The 20,002-nt window shown below is 54.0% G+C and carries 13 protein-coding genes and 1 pseudogene; all 14 read left to right on the plus strand.

All coding sequences use genetic code 11. The features are described from left to right. The first annotated feature begins 164 nt into the window (after positions 1–164). Positions 165–791, plus strand: coding sequence for a hypothetical protein (locus BMX68_RS05495; RefSeq protein WP_017132220.1), 627 nt, complete (start codon positions 165–167; stop codon positions 789–791). Beyond that, positions 784–2,718 (plus strand): TnsB C-terminal domain-containing protein, encoded by a 1,935-nt coding sequence (locus BMX68_RS05500; protein ID WP_017132219.1) that lies wholly within the window; start codon positions 784–786, stop codon positions 2,716–2,718. The genes BMX68_RS05495 and BMX68_RS05500 overlap by 8 nt, the downstream gene beginning before the upstream one ends. Beyond that, a complete protein-coding gene (locus BMX68_RS05505) occupies positions 2,711–3,622 on the plus strand; it encodes a TniB family NTP-binding protein (RefSeq protein WP_017132218.1) in 912 nt (303 codons plus the stop codon). The genes BMX68_RS05500 and BMX68_RS05505 overlap by 8 nt, the downstream gene beginning before the upstream one ends. Then, the gene (locus BMX68_RS05510; protein ID WP_017132217.1) at positions 3,619–5,574 is read left to right on the plus strand and encodes a TniQ family protein; all 1,956 of its coding nucleotides are present in this window, start codon (positions 3,619–3,621) and stop codon (positions 5,572–5,574) included. Before BMX68_RS05505 ends, BMX68_RS05510 begins: the two co-directional genes overlap by 4 nt. Continuing rightward, the gene (locus tag BMX68_RS05515; RefSeq protein WP_017132216.1) at positions 5,571–5,969 is read left to right on the plus strand and encodes a DUF6957 family protein; all 399 of its coding nucleotides are present in this window, start codon (positions 5,571–5,573) and stop codon (positions 5,967–5,969) included. Before BMX68_RS05510 ends, BMX68_RS05515 begins: the two co-directional genes overlap by 4 nt. A gap of 406 nt (positions 5,970–6,375) precedes the next feature. After that, a complete protein-coding gene (locus BMX68_RS05525; protein WP_017132215.1) occupies positions 6,376–7,131 on the plus strand; it encodes a metallophosphoesterase in 756 nt (251 codons plus the stop codon). Beyond that, entirely contained in the window at positions 7,128–7,484 is a 357-nt protein-coding gene (locus BMX68_RS05530) for a hypothetical protein (protein ID WP_017132214.1), read from the plus strand. The genes BMX68_RS05525 and BMX68_RS05530 overlap by 4 nt, the downstream gene beginning before the upstream one ends. A gap of 84 nt (positions 7,485–7,568) precedes the next feature. Next, positions 7,569–9,023 (plus strand): DUF3375 domain-containing protein, encoded by a 1,455-nt coding sequence (locus tag BMX68_RS05535; protein WP_017132213.1) that lies wholly within the window; start codon positions 7,569–7,571, stop codon positions 9,021–9,023. Then, the gene (locus BMX68_RS05540; protein WP_017132212.1) at positions 9,020–9,781 is read left to right on the plus strand and encodes a DUF4194 domain-containing protein; all 762 of its coding nucleotides are present in this window, start codon (positions 9,020–9,022) and stop codon (positions 9,779–9,781) included. The genes BMX68_RS05535 and BMX68_RS05540 overlap by 4 nt, the downstream gene beginning before the upstream one ends. Then, positions 9,774–13,151 (plus strand): ATP-binding protein, encoded by a 3,378-nt coding sequence (locus BMX68_RS05545; protein ID WP_017132211.1) that lies wholly within the window; start codon positions 9,774–9,776, stop codon positions 13,149–13,151. Before BMX68_RS05540 ends, BMX68_RS05545 begins: the two co-directional genes overlap by 8 nt. Then, complete coding sequence (locus BMX68_RS05550) at positions 13,151–14,341, plus strand: DUF3322 domain-containing protein (RefSeq protein WP_017132210.1); 1,191 nt, start codon at positions 13,151–13,153, stop codon at positions 14,339–14,341. Before BMX68_RS05545 ends, BMX68_RS05550 begins: the two co-directional genes overlap by 1 nt. Positions 14,342–14,480: 139 nt before the next feature. Next, the gene (locus BMX68_RS05555; RefSeq protein WP_017132209.1) at positions 14,481–16,868 is read left to right on the plus strand and encodes a TOTE conflict system archaeo-eukaryotic primase domain-containing protein; all 2,388 of its coding nucleotides are present in this window, start codon (positions 14,481–14,483) and stop codon (positions 16,866–16,868) included. Between the two features lie 638 nt (positions 16,869–17,506). Then, positions 17,507–18,784, plus strand: coding sequence for an antiviral reverse transcriptase Drt2 (gene drt2, locus BMX68_RS05560; protein ID WP_017132207.1), 1,278 nt, complete (start codon positions 17,507–17,509; stop codon positions 18,782–18,784). Between the two features lie 437 nt (positions 18,785–19,221). Continuing rightward, positions 19,222–19,978 (plus strand): annotated as a pseudogene (locus BMX68_RS25100) (transposase family protein); the annotation flags it as partial. Positions 19,979–20,002 lie beyond the last annotated feature (24 nt).

The following is a 20,002-nucleotide window of genomic DNA, read 5'->3' on the forward strand; positions in this document are numbered from 1 at the left end:
AACGCTTTTGGTGTGCTTCAACAAATGGTTGACGTCGAGATGGGTCAGGATTATACGTACAGAACCAATTTGATGAACCGTACCAAATGAAACGAGACTCAAACAGCCCTCCCGCAACACGTGACGTTTCCCGGCGAACGAATCGAGGGCGGAAGGCTTACGTCATGCAGTCCGTCAAAACAGGCATGGAAATTCGACTCGAATCTGCCGGCGAGCTGGCGATTGCAAAGCTGCTGGATCTCGATCCACGAAGTCACGATCTCACTGCCCAGGGGCAAACATTCGATTTAGGCAGTGGCGAGATTTACGCGGCCCTACCGGACTCGAAAGCTGCCAATAGTCGTTACTACACCTACGACCTCAGTAACCGGGTGGGTGGTATTCGGTATATCTACGAGGTAAAGCCCCAGCGTTTTTGTCAGCGCCATGAGGCGCTATTCAATGCGATTGATACCTTCTGCCGATCCCAGGGTATGCGCTTCGTGGTGCTCACACGAGAGGAGTTCGGTGATCTGTTGTTAAAGAACATTGAGGTGCTTCACCAGTTTCATCGTCAGGCGAGTACCTACTTAGCCAACCTGGCCGAAGCCGTGGACGCGTTGTCGATCAAGCAGGGACATGTCCGCCAAGTGCTCAAGTCTTTAGAGCCTATGAATCACTACCTGATTGCCGCCCTCCTCAATGGTGTTCTCAAAGTCGACCTGTCCTCCAGCTCGATCCTCTCGATGGACTTTCACGTCATGCCGGCTCATGGCGAGCTGTCGATGCTCCAGGTGCTGAGCTATGCGTAATCCTATCCATGAGGGCGCAGTGGTTCAGGTCTCGGGCGATCCTTTCCTGATCAAATCAATGCGGGTTGATCTGCGTGACATCGTATTGCAGGGAAAGGGCGGCGTTGAACGAACGCTCGATTTCCAGGATTTCTATAATCAGATGTCTTCAGGTTCTATCAGAATCTCGGGACATTCCGTGGAGCGGGCTAAGAAGAATTGGACTCCTTCGGAGTATGCCGAAGCGCTGTATCGCAAGGCCTTAGTCAGTTTGGTGGAGTCCGACCAGTACCTAAGGTCTGATGAGGATCAGAAACAGCAGTCGGTGACCCGCCTTGGTGAGCAGCACGGCAAGTCCGTGCCGTCCGCGAAATCGATCAAGGCCTATCAACGTCAATATGCCAAGTCCGGCCTTGAAGGGTTGATCCCTCACTTCAGCGGGCGGGGCGGTCGTGGTTGGTCGGACAAAAGCCGGCCCAAGGCTCTGGCTGAAAAGATCCTCCTTGAAACCTTTGCCAAGGACGACAAGCTCAACGTCGCCGCCATGACGGTGATCATTAACGATGCGCTGAAAGACGAACACGACGCCCAAGGGCGCCCCCTTACGCTCAGCGCCAAGACCATCTCCCGCATGATCCAGGACATGCCACGTGACGTGGTACTCAGTGGTCGGATGGATCCGCGTACCTATCGCCTTTTGTCACGCCAGGCGGTGAATTCCTTCCATGTCGAATACGCTTTCGAGCTGATGCAAGTCGATGCCAAAACGATCGATCTATACGCCTCGGATCAGTTCGGGCGGCACTACACCCAGATCACGCTGTACGCGATGGTATGTACTCGCACCGGATTTCCGGTAGCCATCTACGTGACTGGCGGTGCCCCCAGCGAGTACACGTTGCTCAAGCTCTTCGAGTTTTTCTTCTCGCCCAAAGATGCAGCCTTCAAAGAGCGATTCGATCTGACCACAGATTGGCCTGCACCCTGTGGACTCGGCAAAGTATTACTCGATAACGCGTCGGAAAACGCAGCCGGAGTTTCGCTCGAAATCGTCCGTGACCTAGGGATCGACATTCACTATGCGCGTGCCTATCGCGGTGACGACAAGCCCCATGTTGAATCGCTCTTCAAGGCTTTGGATGAATATGTCTTCAAACGTCTACCGGGTGCCAAATACAGCTCCCAGGCCGGTGTGAGTGACCGCCACGAGCGCGCCAGTCGTGAAGCCTGCTACTCCGTTGAGGACATCTATCGCGCACTGATGAAATTCATTGGGGACGTGTACATCCACCAACCTAGGGAAAAGCTGGGCTTCCGATACCAGCGGCCTATGAGCATCAAGCAGGCAATGGATGAAGAGCTAAGGCGATTCATGCCACCGCCGCCGCCTTCGCTGGAGCGGGTTGAACGTTTGATCCTGCAGAAGAACCGGGATGTACGTAGAGTGCAGCACTACGGTATCGACTTCGAAAACTTCCAATACCACAGCTATGCCTTCGCTGCCTTGGCCAAGCAGTACGCGCTGACTGAAGTCACCATCCTCTTCAACCCTGGCGATTGCACGGCCATCTATGCGGTAAATCCGCGTACTGATGAGTTGATCAAGCTCGACTGCAAAATGCTCGGCGTCCCGGCAGTTTCCTTTGAGGTAATCAAGATCCTCCGCAAGACCTATGGACGTCCTATTGATGGCATGCAAGCACATGACTATCAGCGTGTGTATGCGCAACTCCTTCAGAAATGGTCTGCGGACAGTCGCAAGAAGGGCAAGGCTAGAGTCAAGGACAACAACAAGGCAGCTCGCGATCATGAGCGCGAAAAACACTATGCTCAGGTCGAAGAGCAGCTGCAGAAGGCGCTCCCAGTGGTGCCCGTGCCCACGGTGCTCACGTCGACCGACGACGATTATTTTGAGCCCGCCCCGCGCGAGGATTTGAGCCATGAGTAGCATCGCGGGCCAGTTGATCAATCATGAGCGATTCGTGTCCGTTCGCACGGCTCTTCAGCATGCGCTGGAGCGTGCCCGTCAGGGAGATCCGCAAATCCTGCCAATCATTGGCCCGACCCGAGTTGGTAAGTCCAAATTGATCTCGCGCTTTGCTGACGGACTGCAGCTTTCGGGTACTGATACGAAGTCGAGAAAGGTCGTTTTCGTCATGACGCCGAAGCATCTCACAGGCCGCGCAGTGGTCGATGCCTGCTTGGCGGGGATCGGGATGCGCGCTGAGCTCTACAGCAATCATGTCATGGCGATGCAGGCCTTCATCCGGGCGGCAAACAAGCATCAGACTGAGCTGATCATTTTCGATGAGACTCAACACATGCTGGAACGCGGTACATCGACACGGCAGCGCGATGCCGCCGATCTTCTCAAAGGAATTTTCGATCAGACCACCGCGAGCATGGTGTTGGCAGGCTTGCCAACATTGATGGGCCTTTTCCAACACAATGAACAACTCGCAGATCGGTCACGTGGTGCCGTGGAGTTTTATCCATACTTCTGGGAAGGCGAGGACTACCGGCATTTCCGTAGCGCATTGGCGGGGGCCTTAGGCTTCTTTGCCGACATTGGCTGGCACATCCCATCTGCCAGTGATGGAGACTTCGCCCGTCGCATGTACGTTGCCACTGCTGGCCGTTATGGGTTGATAAACAAGATCCTGATAGAGGTACAGGCCCTAGGGGCCCACAAGTGCGTGGCGCATTACCCCGAATTTGCTGCCGCTTACCGATTGGCTACCCAGCGTCGACTCATCACGTTTAACCCCTTCGATCAAACCCAAATGATTCAGACTGAGCATATGGCGTTGGTCTACACCCAGGTCATGCAGGAAGCGGGGGTCACACTATGAACGACGACCTACTGTCTTTTAGGCCCAGCCCTCATGCCGACGAGAGCTTCAATGGCTACCTGATGCGGCTGGCCGAGGAAAACTTTCTAGGTTCGTCGACACGACTACTTCAGCAGGTGGGCATTCGCTTCAAAGCTCGCTACAGCGAGGCAGAGGTTAAGACGCTGGGTGAGGCTTATGGCTTTGACCAGTCGGCAGTAGCGGCTTTGGCCGCTTTCAAAAGTGTCCGGGGCGGATTAAGCAATACGCGGTTTTTGCGCAGTGCTCAGGTTCCAGTATGCCCGCATTGCCTACGCGAGCAAGGTTACATCCGTCAGGCTTGGCATCACGTGTTGATGACGGCCTGCCCGGTACACCGTGTCTTACTCCTCCCACGGTGTCCAGAGTGTGAGGCACCGATCACCCCAGGGCGCGGGGGTTATCAGAGCTGCTACTGTGGTTGTGAGTTTGCGGATGTCGAGGTGCTGCCTGCCGATGCAGCCAGCTTATTCGTGGCGGACTTGCTGCATGGGCACGCCGACGCCAGGTTAACCGGATTTGCTGGTCTACCTGACGATATCGAATCATTCCTATTATTCTTGGCCAACCTTGATCTTGTGGTACCTCATCGGAAAAACGCGCCGATTAATTGGGCTAGGGCGTTGGATATCAATCGCGCCGCCTATGCTTTTGCTGAAGATTTGCCGGGGCGCTTTCGCGCCTTCGTGTTAGACCGGGTTCACGCAGCGAACGCCCTGGAAAGCAGCCGCTTTATCGCTAACTTGGGGCGTTGGTACTTCGAGCTCAATCGCACCTTTGCTGCTGAAGCCTACCGCCCCATCCGTGAGGTCGCTTACCGGGTGCTCTTGGAACACGCGCAGGCGCCCATCAACCGTAAAATGAAGCAGATGGGGGCCGACCTGCTGGGCCTGAAATCGACTTACACAGCGGCGGAAGCTGCGCGTGAACTGGGAAGCTCCGCGGATCGTATTGTAGCCCTTGTGAAAAGTGGGCAACTGCAGGGCGTGATCCTGCAGGGCGGCGCGAATGAGTACTGCCTGGTGGCTCGCGCCGAAGTGGCGGCGCATAAGCAAGCCGCTGCCGGCTTCGTATCCGCCAAAGATCTGCTGAAGATTCTCGGGATCGGTCGGCGCGTACGTGACCGGTTGCTAGAGATAGGATTGCTCACCGCAATCCCTGCCGGTCAACGGCCCCTGTTTGCCAAGGGTGATTTTCGCAGTGCCGAGGCTGAAGCCCTGTTGGCCCAGTTGAGCTTCGGCGCACCGCATCGCCATGGCGATAAGCTCATCATGCTCGACGAAATCAGCGGCAAGCGGTTTTCTAATGCACAGGCCGGTGAGCTACTGCGCAAGATCTTCGCCGGAGCGCTCAAACCGATTGTGCGCCTGCCAGCGGTACATGGGCTAAAAGCCTACTGTTTCGATGAAGACGCCGTTATGGCGGCAGTAAAAACGGGGTCGGGATCGGTCGAACTGACGATCACCGAGCTGACCAAACTCACCCGCTGGAAACATGAGACTATCAAGTCTTGGATCGAGCAGGGCTTTCTGCCGGCGCGGCGTGAGTCGTGCGATAAACACCGGGTGTTCGTAGCCCTGGCTGACCTGATTACCTTCCTCTCCACCTACGTAGTAGCAGGTGATACGGCGGAACGGCTGGGTAGCAAAACCTTATGGTTGATGAAGCCTCTGCAGACGGCGGGTGTGTTTGCCCGAGGGGCGCACGAAACCTCTTCGGGTTACCAGCGAGGCGTGCTGTTTTCTGTGGATGCGCTGGTCAATGTCGCCTCAATGCGGGCGTCCACCTGGACAAGACCTACGCGGATTGCTGCGCGACAACCCTCTGGCATCTTGGATCTTAGGGACGTCGCCGATGGCTTTTGCGGCGAAGCAGAGAGCGGCGAAAACTCTGCTGATGAAACTGCTGGTGACGATTTCGGGGTGTGTGCATGAATGATCTGCAGTCTGTTCTCGATCTGCTGCAGGGCCCAGGTGAGCCGATGCCTGGCTGCGCGCTAACTGTGGACGAAGCTCATATCTATTTGCGAGAGCATTTCCCTCGCCAGGCTTATTGCCTGGTACGCGATTGGATCTGGCTCGACCTGATGATGGAGGACAAGCACTGCATTGCCCTGGCCACAACGGATCGATTGCCAGTGATGCTCTATGCCCACACGGTCGTTTACGACAGCGCCGGGCGCTGGGGCGCGGGTGACTTTGTGCGCACGTCACCGCTGCACCGGTTTGATGAGGGGGGGCTGTTTCATACTCACCGTACAATCTACGTCTTGATGGGGCCCGGTTTGCGCAAATCGGTGGTACCGGAGACGGTCATGCGCATCGTATAAACCAAGGCTGGGAGGATTTGGATAACCCCAGATGGGTTAAAGGGCAGGCCGACCCTGTACTGCTAGGACATTCAGGAGTGATAGTAATGAATGAGCCAAGCCAAAAACCGTACCTGACATTCACTGCGAAGTGTGTGGCCGCCACGCACGCCTGGCCGGGTACGGCCAGCAATTTGGCACTTTGCAGGCCCGGTGGGAATACGGCTCACAGCACGGCGGCGATCGTTACTGTGTGGTTCTATGCAAGTCCTGCTTCTTCCAAATCCTGGCTTATCTTCGTGAGCAACGGCGAATCGCTTCGCTGTTCGATTACGAGCAGTCGGCGGGTGATCAATAGTTTGGCCGGATTGCCCGCAATAATTTTTTTGGCGAGTCGTAACTTGTCTCTAAGGCTATGGAGATAGCGATGCGTATTCATTTGCTGTCCGATCTGCATCTTGAGTTTGAGCCGTTTACCTCCGCGCCAGTCGACGCGGATGTCGTGATTTTGGCCGGCGATATCGATGTAAAAGCCCGTGGGATCGCCTGGGCGAGAGCTATGTTCGATTGCCCAGTGCTATACGTATTGGGAAACCATGAGTATTACAGCGGGCACTTGCAACGAACGCTGGAAAAGATGCGTGCGGCTAGCGATGACCACGTTCGTGTGCTTGATCGAGATACCGTGGAAATAGGAGGCGTTAGGTTTCTGGGCGCTACGATGTGGACGGATTTTGCTGCCACGGGTAATGCTCCATTGGCGGCACTCAGTGCTCAGAATTCTATGAACGATTTCCGCCAGATCCGTACGGATAATTATCGCCGCATTCGGCCCGCTGACTTAATTGATGAATCAGTTCGCACGAGGGATTGGTTGAGGAGTGAGCTTGCAAAACCCTTCGCTGGCCCAACCGTCGTCATCACCCACCATGCGCCAACGCTGCGCTCATTGCTGGAAAATCCTCACGCCGGTAGTCACCTGGACGCTGCATATGCCAATGGCTGGGATGATCTCATGGGCAAAGATCGGGTTGCACTTTGGGTGCATGGGCACTCCCATATGGCAGTCGATTACGAGGTGGCCGGTACTCGTGTCGTGTGCAATCCAAAAGGCTATCCTGGCGAAGAGACGGGCTTCGACGAAAGCTTAGTGCTCACGCTTGAAGAGAGATTCATCCCATGAGCGCGACGAACCCAGACGCTAGCGACCGGCTAAAGGACGCCATTAGTTACAGCTTCGACGAGCCGGTCACGGCCTATCTTACGGACGCTGTGCTGGTGGCGGGCTGTTGTATGGGAGTCACTCATCGACATAGAAAGGCCGATTGTTTTGGCCGTTTTGCTGATGGCCATCGGATTCGAACCTCTGATGTCAAACATGCGGAGCAGCGAGGGCCCTTCTGGGTACTACATACTGAAAGCGGCAGCTTCTATGTCGTGGCTTCGTTCGATCCTGAGGGCGGTGAGCAATCCCTACAGGAGTTTTTACAATTGCTGCACGCTGGTATCCACCCTACCGCCCAGTACCTTCAGTAGCTTCCGAAAAAATTCAGATGAAATCGCCCGAGATTGGCGCGTATTCTGTGATCATAATCTGAGCGCGTGCACAGGGAGGTGGCGATGAGCTTGCATGAACAACAGGCGCGATACAGGCGCTTGTTTACTGAGCACGCCGCATGGCGTTTAGTGCATGCCGAACATGCACCTATCATCCTGGCCTTCGTCAGTGACTTGTTTGCCCAGGACAGCGAAGTGTCTTTCGGCAAGGCCCGTATTGCCCTTGAGGCTGAGTTGCCTGCCTGGCAGGACAGTTACGGCCTACAAGAAAACGCCGGTATACACTTGCGCCACTGGATTCAGTCCGGTTGGCTGCGTGAGCACGATGACCGACTGACTCGTACAGATGCCTTCGAACAGGCGCTCAGGTTTGCCCAGAACCTTGAGCAGCGCGATAGCAACGCCACAGCCACTCACCTGCGTATCGTGCAGGATGCTGTTCGAGACTTGGCGGTTGCGCTCAGCCCCAACCCCGAAGAACGGATCACCCTCCTTACGGCCCGCAGCCAAGAGCTGGATCGCGAGATTGAGCTCCTGCGCGCAGGTGTCGTCCCCGAACTATCAGCACCGGAACAGCGTGAACGGATTCGAGGCCTCTACCACTTGGCCTCAGTGTTGACTGGAGACTTCCGTCGCTTGGAAGACGAGATTCGGCAGCTTGATCAGCGGATGCGTGTCCAGATGATTGAGTCAGAGACCGGGCGTGGTGAGGTTTTGCAGGCACTGTTGGAGCACGAGGGGCAGTTGCTGCAAACGGACGCCGGGCAAGCCTTCGATGGCTTCTTTCAACTGTTATGCGATCAGAACCGGATCATCGAGCTCCGTGAGCAATTGCGCTCCATCCTCGTTCGACCCGCTTCTCAATACCTCAAACAAGATGAGGTGCGTTATCTGGGGCACTTGGTACGCGAGCTGACAAAGGAAAGCGAACGGGTCTTTCAGGTGCGGCGGCGTACAGAAGAGAGCCTACGTGCGTTCGTTGAAAGTGGTGCCCAGCAAGAGCGTCGAGCGGTGGAGCGGCTGCTTCGACAGCTAGAGAAGCAGGCGGTCAATTTCAAAGAGCATGATCTGAGCTTTCGTGCGTCCGTTGCCGTTGAGCTACCAACAGGTAGTCTTCGTGTGCGCTCTCCTTCCAGCATTCACCTGCGCTTACCTGAGGAGCGGCTGGACACCAGCAAAGTGATAGCCAACACCAATAGCCACGTTGCCAGTGTTGGCATGCTCGATCACCTCAATACCGTCAAAGTACTGGAGGTCGCGCAGGAGGTTAGGGCTCTCCTTAGCCAATGTGGGCCAATGACTGTGGCGAAGATTGTTCAACTCCGCCCCATTACTGGTGGTCTAGAGGAGCTTGTCGCGCACGTACGGATTGCCAAGGCAGTCGATGCAGTCATCTTGGAGGATGCGGAAAGCCTGCTGGTGCCAGACCATATGGGTAATTTAATTCGCGCGACGATCCCTGCGCTGTTAATGGCGGCAGAACAATTTCCTATGGATCTGGAGGAGCTCGCATTATGAGTATAGAGAATGAGACCACGCCAAAGGCTCCAGCCCTGTTTGACCAGTACCGGATAGTCGGCGGGGAAGGTGATCACGAGGTTCTGTGCGAAGCAATTGCCACCACGGACTCGGAGAGTTCAGAGCTGCCGTCTCCAGATGCCGCTGCGAACGGAATGCCTATTGAGGCCCGCCGAGCCTTAGTTTTGTTGCTTCGCCAAGGTGTCGTAATGGCGGAAACTAAACGCATCGCGTTCGAGGCATTATGCCGTCATGAGGAGCTGATCGCGGCGCATCTCGGCAACATGTTCATGCACATGCTGTTGGATCATAAGACTGGGATCGCGATTCTTTTGCAGCAGGAAGTCTCTGAGCAAGACGATGAGACAGATGAGGGATCACGGCTGATCAATAAGCGCACCTTAAGTCTTTACGACACCCTGTTGCTCTTGGTTCTGCGTAAGTACTACCAGGAGCGAGAAACCGCAGGTGAACAAAAGATCATCATCGACATCGACCGTGTCGAGGCGTTGATGACGCCATTTCTTCCGCTTACCTATAGCACTCGAAGTGACCGTCGAGCTTTGAGTGGTTCGTTGGCGCTTATGAAAGATAAGCGTCTGCTCACTACCGTACGGGGAGATGACGAGCGCTTCGAAATTACGTCGGTTATTCGCTATGTCGTAAACGCCGATTTCTTGGGTAGGTTGTTGGCCGAGTATGAGCGTCTTGCCGTAGATGCTGGGGTGAACTCCGATAGAGAGGTGCAGGATGCTTGAGACTCCTGTTGTTAGCCCTAATGAGTTGTTCAGTTCTGGGCAGATCCGTTTGGCTGAGTTGTCGGTTTTCAACTGGGGATCTTTCCACGGCTTACATACGGCGAAGATTGATCCTGACGGCACCCTGATTACAGGAGATAACGGCGCAGGCAAGTCAACGCTGATCGATGGCTTGATGGCGCTGCTGTTACCCTCCAGCAAAGCCTCTTTCAATATTGCGGCGGCCCAAGGTGATCGAGCAGATCGCACACTGATGTCGTACATCAGAGGGAACTATGGCAAAGCTCACGATGGAACTGAAACAGCGATTCTTCTAAAACGGTCAGGTGCCACAGCTACAGCGCTTAGGGCGCTCTATCGAGCAGATGACGGCTCTGAGGTCACTCTCGCAGGGTTGTTTTGGATTACGCAGGCGAGCAACTCGCTGAACGATCTCAAGCGACTGTTTGTGATTGGCAAGCGTGATTTTCGACTTGAGGAGCTGCTGCATTTATTTGGTGAGGGCAATGCTCGTTTGCTCAAGCAGCACCTGAAAGAAGATCCTCTGGTCGAAGCTTTTGACTCGTTCTCCGACTACCAAGAAACCTATGTTCGTTTGCTGCGGATGGAGAATCGAAATGCCCCTGCACTGCTCTCACGAGCACTGGGTCTGAAGAAAATTGATGATCTCACCAGCTTAATCCGCGACTTGGTCTTGGAGCCAAGTCAGGTCAAGGAGTACGCCAGGCAAGCGGTGAGTGAGTTTGATGACCTGGTGAGTATTCACAATGAGCTGGACGATGCTCGGCGGCAACGAGATGCTCTGATAGAGCTGCCGGAGACGAGCCAGGCGCTCAGTCAGGCTAAAGAAGAGCTGAACAGGTTGATTGCCGAGTCAGCGGGGCTTTCGGTGTACTTTGGTGAGCAGTGTCATCGCCTCTGGGGGCTGCGTTTTGCACAGCTTGATGATGAGTTGAAGCGTCTGACTGACGAGGAAGATCGACTAAAGGATCTTGAGGGTCAAGCAAATGGACGAGTTCAGACCCTTTACCATGCCTATCAATCCCAGGGGGGAGAGCGCTTAGAGGGGCTGAGGCGGGAGTTCAGGGATGCTACCTCTGCACATGGGGAGACTGTCGGTGCGGCTCGTGCCTATCAGATGGATGTGCGGGCGCTGAGCCTGCCAGAGATGCTGAGCGCCGACGTGTTTAAGCAGAACCAGGCGAAAGCACAAAGCATCCTTCTGGACATGCCTGCGCAGCGACAACAGGCACAAGATCGCTTTGCTGAAGCCGCTAGAGAGCTCTCTGATCATCAACTCCGGTTTACGCAACTTGCTTCTCAGATTCAGGAAATCGAAGCGCGTCCAGACTCCAACATTGCCCCCGATTATCAAAGGCTTCGCGACCAAATCGTTGAGAGCCTGTCATTGGACAGGTCAGAGATCGTTTTCATTGGCGAGCTGCTCGATGTGCGCGAGGAGCACAAGCTCTGGCGTGGGGCCATCGAGCGCGCTTTGGGTGGGCTCCGAAACACCTTGCTTGTGCCTGATGGGCAATATCGATTGGTCACTAAATGGTTAAACGCCCGCCATACCGGTCTACATGTCCGGGTGCAGGTCGTTCGGGCACACGAGCAGAGTACCGAGTTCATTCCAGACGGTTTCTTGAGGAAGATTGAGTGGCGGGTGCACGGCTACCGTGATTGGTTAAAAAAGCACCTTTCGCGCTTTGATCTTGGGTGTGTCGATTCGACAGAGACTCTTGATCAAACCCCCTTCTCGATGACGATCCAGGGGCTCATGCATCTGGATAAAGGACGGTTCGAGAAGAAGGATCAGCAGCGGGTAGATGATCCGCGCCACTGGTGTTTGGGGTTCAGTAACAAGAATCGGTTGGCCGCGCTCAAAGCGGATCAGGCAGCGCTTGATACGGCGGTGTGTGACTTGGGTAAAGCCACCCAGGTCGCTCGCTCCGTGATGGACAATCTTGAGGGCTCCGCTCAAACATGGGGGCGGATTGCCAAGACGTCATGGGCCTTTATTGATGTGCAGTCTGCACAGGCTCGAATGGATGTTCTCCGCTCTGATCTAGACGCATTAGAACGGCCTGATAGTGATTTGGGAATGGCAAAGGCGCGCTGGGAGGCTGCGAGTGCAGAACATAGTGAGATACGTAGTCAGCAGGGTGAGGTCAGCAGGCAGATCGGGGGTAAAGAGAGCGATATCCGCCAAGCCAAAACCCAGATCGAACTTGCTTCGGAAGCAGCCCAAGCCGGGTTAGTCGATGTGGTCAGGGAGTCGCTCACAACGCGTGTGGGACAGATGCATATCGATGATCTTGAGATGGCTTCAGAAATCGAGACCCGTCATCGCTCAGAGTTGGATGAGACCAGACAGAAAGCCCATGTTCGAGAGAGCAAGACGTCAAACAGAGCCAGCGCTATCGTTACTCGGTTCAAGACTGAATGGCCCCTGATTGCCAATGATTGGCTGGGGGGTATTGATGGGCTAGACGATTATTTAGATCACTTGGTACATCTTGAGACTGAGGGCTTACCGGATCTTGTGGATCGTTTTCGTGAGCGCTTGAATCGTAATGCTACCCAGTCTCTAGCTCGCATCAGCCAAGCCATTGACGCGGAGCGCGAAGACATTCGGGATCGTATCGAGACGATCAATGAGGTTTTGGAACGTACGGAGTTCAAGCATGGGACTTTCCTTCGTTTAGGGAGCCGCTCTGAAATCTTCGAACACGTAAAAGCCTTTAACAGCCAGATGATCCGCGTGCTAGCTCGGGCGGGTAGCGATGACCATGATTGGCGCTTTCGGGAGTTGAAGGAACTGGTTGAAAAGCTAGAGAAGGCGACTAACCCAGCTACATCCGGCACTTTAGAAAGCCTGCGTCTGCTGGACTCTCGTTATCAGTTGTCCTTCTTCGCTGAGGAGGTTGAGAAAGACAGTAAGAAAGTGCGAGACGTTCTTGAGTCCTCCAGCGGCAAGTCAGGTGGCGAGAAGGAGTCCTTTGCCGGAACCATAGTGGCAGCAAGTCTGGCATATGTACTGACGCCTGATGGATATGACAGACCTCTGTACTGCACCGTTTTCTTGGATGAGGCCTTTTCTAACACCGCCGAGGCAGTTAGTCGTCGCGTGCTCAAAGTCTTTCGAGAGCTGAAGATTCACGTCAATCTGATTACTCCATACAAGAACCTCAACCTTGCGAGGGAGTCTGCGCGTTCCCTGCTGATTGCGGAGCGAGATCAGGATAAGCATGAGAGCCGCTTGTGCGAGGTCACCTGGGAAGAGATTGATAAGCAGCTCAACCAGCATGAGCATCATGTGCTTCAAGGCGCGGCTAAATCCTTGGGCATTGAAATGGAGTCGGTTTAATGAGGGAGTGGGGACGGCTGCCGCAGGAGGTCATTGAGGAGCTGCGAAGAGTGGAGTGGGATCACCCGGGCAGGCTCAGAGATCGCTTATCAGGTGATCGGCGATTTCCTATTAAGCAGTCGCTGGGGTTGCCCACTGGTAGTCAAGCGCTGAGGGACATCGGTCATTTTCATGACTATGTAGCAGCCTGGCGTCAATGGCCAAACCCACACCAAGTCATTTGGACGTCACGGCAATTTCGGCAGCTTGGTACGTGTGACGTGCCTGAAAGACTAGAAATCGGGTCGATTCAAGCGCTTATTGAGGTGTTGGGATCGCTGGCCATTGAACGAAGTGCGGGATGGGCTGCGCGGATGGAGCCGTTTCTTGCCCTCGACAAGAGCTTGTACCCGACACTGGTTAAACAAATTTTAGAGTTGGAAAAGCTGTCCGTTGTCGACACCGAATTGCTTGCGCGTGTTCTTCCTCAGCTCCGGCGGGGTATGGGTGAAGGACGATACTTCAGAGCATTACCCCTCCAAGGGGTGGATACCAAGTTTCTAGAGGTTCACCAGCCCTTGATGACTGCGCTTCTGGACGGGCTGTATGAGCAGGAAGTCTCCAGCTGCGGAGGGCTAGAGCAATGGCTGGCATGCATTCCGATACCTTCCAATTGGCTCTATGTGAGGCCATTGTGCCCGCAGGTACGGGGACAGTTAGCAGGATTTGATGTCTTGCGTCTCCCCCTGGAGCAACTTCTAGAGCATCCCCTGCCTGGTGAGCGTGTGCTTGTTGTGGAGAACCTACAGCCTGGATTTGGATTGCCGAATCTGCCAGGCACCGTTGCGGTATTTGGTGGGGGGCGCAACACGGTCTGGCTTCAGGCGAGTTGGTTGAAGGAAAAGCGTATAGGTTACTGGGGAGATTTAGATACTTGGGGACTTAAATTCTTGGCTGACGTCAGAGTTATGCAACCGCATGCTCAAGCACTGATGATGGATAAATTTACGCTGCTTGCTTACAGAGAACGCGGGGTAAATGAGGTGCGACCAGCAAATTTACCTGAGCTAGGTCTGAGTTTTGCTGAGATCGAGCTTTTCGAAAGCCTCCGCTCGGGAGAGCACGGGATAGGGCGCTTGGAGCAAGAGCGGCTGTCCCAAGACTATATAGTTGATGTTTTGAAAAAATGGGCGAGTGTGCAACAAATGTAACGGTGATCCACCATGAAGTTGTAGTGCTGTGGTAGCGGTAGAACCCTTGGACGTGGGCTGCGTGCCGCGAGGCAGCCGAACGCCTAAAATTATTGGCAGGGGCAGTCGTTCCCCTACGACTGAAGGTGGCATTGGTACGATGGATGATCGTGATTTGCTTGAGCAATTACGAGCTGAAAATGCCCGCTTGGTCGCGCTGTTGGAGTCGCATGGCATTGCCTGGCGGTTGCATGACGAGCCCTCGCAGGTTGAGTCGGCGAGCCCTCTTCCATTGCTAAGCTCCAGTCTCGACACGGATGCCAAGCTTGCGCTGTTTAAGCGACTGTTTCGGGGCAGGGTCGATGTTTACCCCGTGCGCTGGGTAAGTAAGGCCGGTAAATCGGGCTATTCGCCCGCTTGCGCCAATGAATGGCGACCTGGCGTGTGCGAGAAGCCACGGATCAAGTGCGGGGAGTGTTCTTACCGCCAGCTCCTGCCGCTGACAGATCAGGTGCTCTATAAACATCTGGCCGGCGAGATTGTCATCGGCGTCTACCCGTTACTTCCAGATGACACTTGCTACTTCCTTGCGGTGGATTTTGATGAGGCTGATTGGCGTGAGGATGTCACTGCTTTCGCCCAGTCATGCCGTGAGTTGGACGTGCCTGTGGCTACGGAAATATCACGCTCAGGCAACGGTGCGCATGCCTGGATTTTCTTCGAGCGCAATATCCTCGCTTGTGAGGCGCGCCTGCTCGGTTCCGCGATCATTAGCCATACCTGCGAGCGTACCCGGCAACTGACGCTGGGGTCGTATGATCGACTGTTTCCTAATCAGGACAGCATGCCCAAAGGTGGCTTCGGTAATTTGATTGCCCTTCCCCTACAAAAGCGGGCACGCACGGATGGAGGCAGTGTTTTCGTCGACGAGAGGCTGGTTCCCTATCCCGACCAGTGGGGGTATCTGGATAGTATTCAACTGATGCCCGCGCAGGACATTGCGTCGGCAACACAGCGGGCCACAGGAGGCCGCCATCCGTTGGATGTCACCGCAATAATGGATGACGACGAGCTGAAACCCTGGCATCGCGCACCGGCAAAAACTAATAAATTGGCGTGTGCGCTGCCCGCCTCAGTGAGCGTGACCCTAGCTAACCAGATCTATTTCAACAAGTCCGAGCTGCCCCAGCCATTAGTCAACAAGCTCATCCGGGTGGCGGCGTTTCAGAACCCTGAGTTCTACAAGGCACAGGCTATGCGCATGTCTGTGTGGAATACGGCGCGGATCATCGGCTGTGCTGAAAACTTTTCCCAGTATATTGCCTTGCCCCGTGGCTGCCTGGACGACGTGTGGATGTTGTTGCGCGACAACGGCATTGAGATGCTGCTATGTGATGAGCGCTTCGCAGGAGAGCCCATTGATGTCCGCTTTGGGGGCACGTTACGCCCGGATCAGGAGATTGCTCTCGAAGGCATGCTGGAGCACGACACCGGCGTCCTCTGTGCACCAACCGCTTTTGGTAAAACCGTCACAGCTGCGGCCCTGATTGCTCAACGTGGAGTGAACACGCTGGTGTTGGTGCATCGGACAGAGTTGCTCCAGCAGTGGACGGAGCGTTTGCAGGCTTTTCTAGGTGTCGACAAGATGACTGTCGGCAGCATAGGCGGTGGTAAGGCTAAGCCGACTGGCATCATCGATGTTGCCGTGATGCAGTCTTTGTCGCGGCAGGGCGAAGTCAGCGAGCAGGTGAAAAACTACGGGCAAATCATCGTGGATGAATGCCACCACGTTTCAGCTTTTTCGTTCGAGGCTCTCCTCAAGGCCGCTGGGGCCAAGTATGTGTTGGGGCTGACCGCTACGCCCATACGTCGTGATGGGCAGCAGCCGATCATTTTCATGCAGTGCGGGCCAATCAGGCACACAGCGAGCAGGCCTGAGAGTGCTCCAGCTGATCTGGCCGTGACGCCGCAGTGGCTTTCTCGACCTATACTCATGCCTGAAGGGACAAGCATCCAAGATGTCTTCTTGCAGGTGTGCAGCGACACGGAGCGAACAGCCAAGATTGCTGCCGAGGTTGGAGACGCTTTTGACCAAGGACGGAAGATCCTGGTGCTGACTGAGCGAACGGATCACCTCAGCACCATTCAGGAGCAGTTGGCAGGTCGGGTCGAGAATCTGTTCACGCTGCATGGGCGGTTGTCCAAGAAGCAACGTACCGCGCTAATCAGCGAGCTGGAAGCACTACCACCCGATGCTCCACGGGTGATCCTGGCAACCGGGAAACTGGTCGGAGAGGGGTTCGACCACCCGGCACTGGATACTTTGGTACTGGCCATGCCGGTTTCCTGGAAGGGCACTCTCCAGCAGTATGCGGGCCGCCTGCATCGGGAGCATGCGAGTAAGGCAGATGTACGCATCATCGACTTTATTGATGCCGGACATCCCACTTTGCTCCGCATGTGGAGCAAGCGCCAAGCGGGTTACAAGGCTATGGGGTACCGATTGGCTGATTCATCGAGCTCAATGGAGCTGCTGTTGAAAAGCTGAGGAGTGCCCGGCAAAGGGATAGATGGATGCTCTCATGACAGATGCTGCACGTTGGCAGTACGCGCAAATGATCAGGTCATACCTCAAGCTGCTGGTAGATAGCGCTTGGAGGATAATCAAGCCGGGAGATGTGGCACGCTGTGACCTGGCGGAGGGGAAATCATGCCCAGCTTTTTAGGAAGAATTATGGGACGGCCATAATTATAGGGATGCATAATTTCGAGCTGATCGTCTGCCCATTGAGCCCTGAATCAGGTTCAGACCGGATGGTACGTGAAAATATTTAGCCCCAAGCCTCTGCTTGGCCATGAGTGTGATGGCAATCAGGAATTACTATGTGTTAGCCTCAAACCGCTCATGGCATAGGCCCTGAGGTGCATCACAAGCTGTCAAGCCCCAAGGCGGTTCCGGAGGAATAACATCCTACGATTACCAGCAATGCGGCCAGCAGCCCACGGAGACTTATCTTCATAGATACTCCAAGTGTGACGCTGACATTATATGTCGATCCTAGCAATCGCGGTGAGGCCGGGTAACCGGTTAGATGGTGTGAAGAACATTTGGGTTTATCCGACCGAGCGGCTGAAGGATTGCCGCCATCCTATGCTCGGTCGGTTGGCTCGATACAGGGAGGTAATATGTCAAATGACTGGTATAAATCCCGAAGATATTTGCACTTTGATCGTCCTCTGAATGAAGAAGCGGCATTAAAAGTCGTTTCCGATCAGAGAGCAGTCGCACAGCACTCCTTCTATCCCCTGATTCGTTATGTCGCGGAATCTCAAAAAGTTCATTTTGATAAAGCGACAAGACGGGTAGTAAAGAAAGACCCTAAGAGGCGCCAGATTTCATATGCTGCGCACCTTGATAGCCATATATACTCATATTATTGCGAAGTGCTTGGCGGTCTATATGAGACTTATCTTAGTAAGTCGGAATGGTCTGCGTCGGTTTTGGCTTTCAGAGCTTTGGGCAAAAGTAATATTGAATTTGCCCATGAGGCGTTCACGGAGATCGCTTCAAGGACTGAATGCTGTGTATTAGGTATTGATATTAAAGGCTTCTTCGATAATTTGAGTCACACGCAACTCAAGTTAAACTGGCAGAAGCTAATTGATAGGCCTAGTCTTCCTGATGATCATTTTGCTGTCTATAAGTCGTTAACTAGATTTTCGTTCGTGGATAGAGAAGAAGTCTATAGCGCGCTGGGTATCTCCAAAAACAACCCAAAAAATGGGCGTCAGCGAATCTGCGAGCCCCATCAGTTTAGGTCATCGATCCGTGGCGCTGGCCTCGTCGAGACCAATTCAATTGGGAAAGGAATCCCCCAAGGATCACCGATTAGCGCTCTGTTATCAAATATCTACATGATGGATTTTGATGAAAAACTCTATTCCTACGTAGAAACTCATGGCGGCTCTTATTTTCGATATTGCGATGATATTTTGTTAATTGTTCCACTGGCTAAGGAAGCTGACGCCATCCAGTTCGTTGATGACGAGGTCGCAGCGATCAAGCTTGAAGTACAAAAAGCAAAAACGGAGGTCTGCCGATTCAAAAAAACGGCGAAGGGATTCAGATCAGACCGAGCACTGCAATACCTAGGTTTTATCTTCGATGGTGAAAATATTTATCTAAGATCATCCTCGCTTGCCCGGTATCAAGAACGTGTAAATCGTGGCTTATCGATTGCAACCCTGAGTATGCAGAAAGTAAACACGGCAAGGATCGCTAGAGGGCAACTGCCTAGATCAATTTTTCTCAGAAAGCTGCATAGCCGATATTCATACCTGGGTCGACGAAACTTTATTTCATATGGTTACAGAGCTGCCAGGATTATGAACTCCAAATCTATTCGGAAGCAGCTTAAGCCGTTGTGGGGCCGATTGAGGAAAAAGATCGAGGATATTGCGTGAGCTCTGAACTTACAAAGGTATCAGTGGGCCGGGCCAATATGCCCCAGATACTGCTTTGATCCTGATCGCAGATGCGTTACTATTGCCAAATTGGCAATTTATTTTTCCTCTTCATTTTTCTGCTCTATCATGACTAGGCAGTCTAGGTAATTAACTCTGTCCGAGAACGGGTTTATAGCACCTAACTTTGGCTGAGTCGGACATTTTACTTTGACTGAAGTCTCGTATAGGCCAGGTTTGCTGCTCTGCCAAATACCGGTATCTTTGCCCACCTACATTGGGTTAGAGTGCAAAACGAAAAAAGGCCAATGCTTTGTCTGCATTGGCCTTTTTTTGTGCTGTGTGTCCCGTCCTGAATAGGGTTTATACCTTCTGATCTGTTTTTCAGGAGGGCGTAATGGAATCGGCAAAAAAGGCGTAGTCAGCGAGACTACACGCTGACTTTTAAATTGTCGGTCGTCGACCAGGTTGAAAAAGGTGAGCTGAGTTATAAAGAGGCTCAGGAGCGCTACGGGATTCAAGGCAAAACGACCGTTTTGACATGGTTACGCAAGCACGGTCGGCAAGATTGGAGCCCCGGCACATATATTGGCTCGCGGAGGATGGGGTCTATGCCCGAAAAAAACCGACCATTAACGCCAGAGCAACGCATCAAAGAGCTTGAAGAGCAGTTGGCGCTGTCCAATCAGAAAGCGCAGTTTCTCGAGGCGACCGTGGACGTCTTGAAGCATGACTACGGTCTCTCTGTCGTAAAAAAGCGTCCCGGCAAGTCCTCGCGCAAAAAACGAATCCAAAACCTGAGCATCAGCAGGGCTTGTCAGTTCATGGGGATAAGTCGACAGGCTTACTACAAACGCAATCGCGCCGATGCTGCTCGTCTGATTTTGGATGAGAAGGTTGCCGATTTCGTTCAGCAAAAGCGCCTGCGGCAGCCGCGGCTGGGTACCCGAAAGCTGTATTACTTGCTGCAGTGCCAGCCGCAGCATGAGCTACAAGTGGGTCGAGATCGCCTGTTTGCGATTCTGCGTGAACGACGTTTATTGGTAGCTCGCAAGCGGGCGTATCACAAGACAACCGACAGTCATCATCGTGACGGATGCTTTTTCGCGAAAGATTGTGGGCTATCACGTTCATGAAAGCCTGCACACCGAGTCGGTCGCGCAGGCGCTGCGCCGGGCGGTGAGCCAGCGTCAAATTATGCAAAGCTCTTCGGCAAGG

Source organism: Pseudomonas agarici (assembly GCF_900109755.1).
In the GTDB taxonomy this organism is placed as follows: Bacteria; Pseudomonadota; Gammaproteobacteria; order Pseudomonadales; family Pseudomonadaceae; genus Aquipseudomonas; species Aquipseudomonas agarici.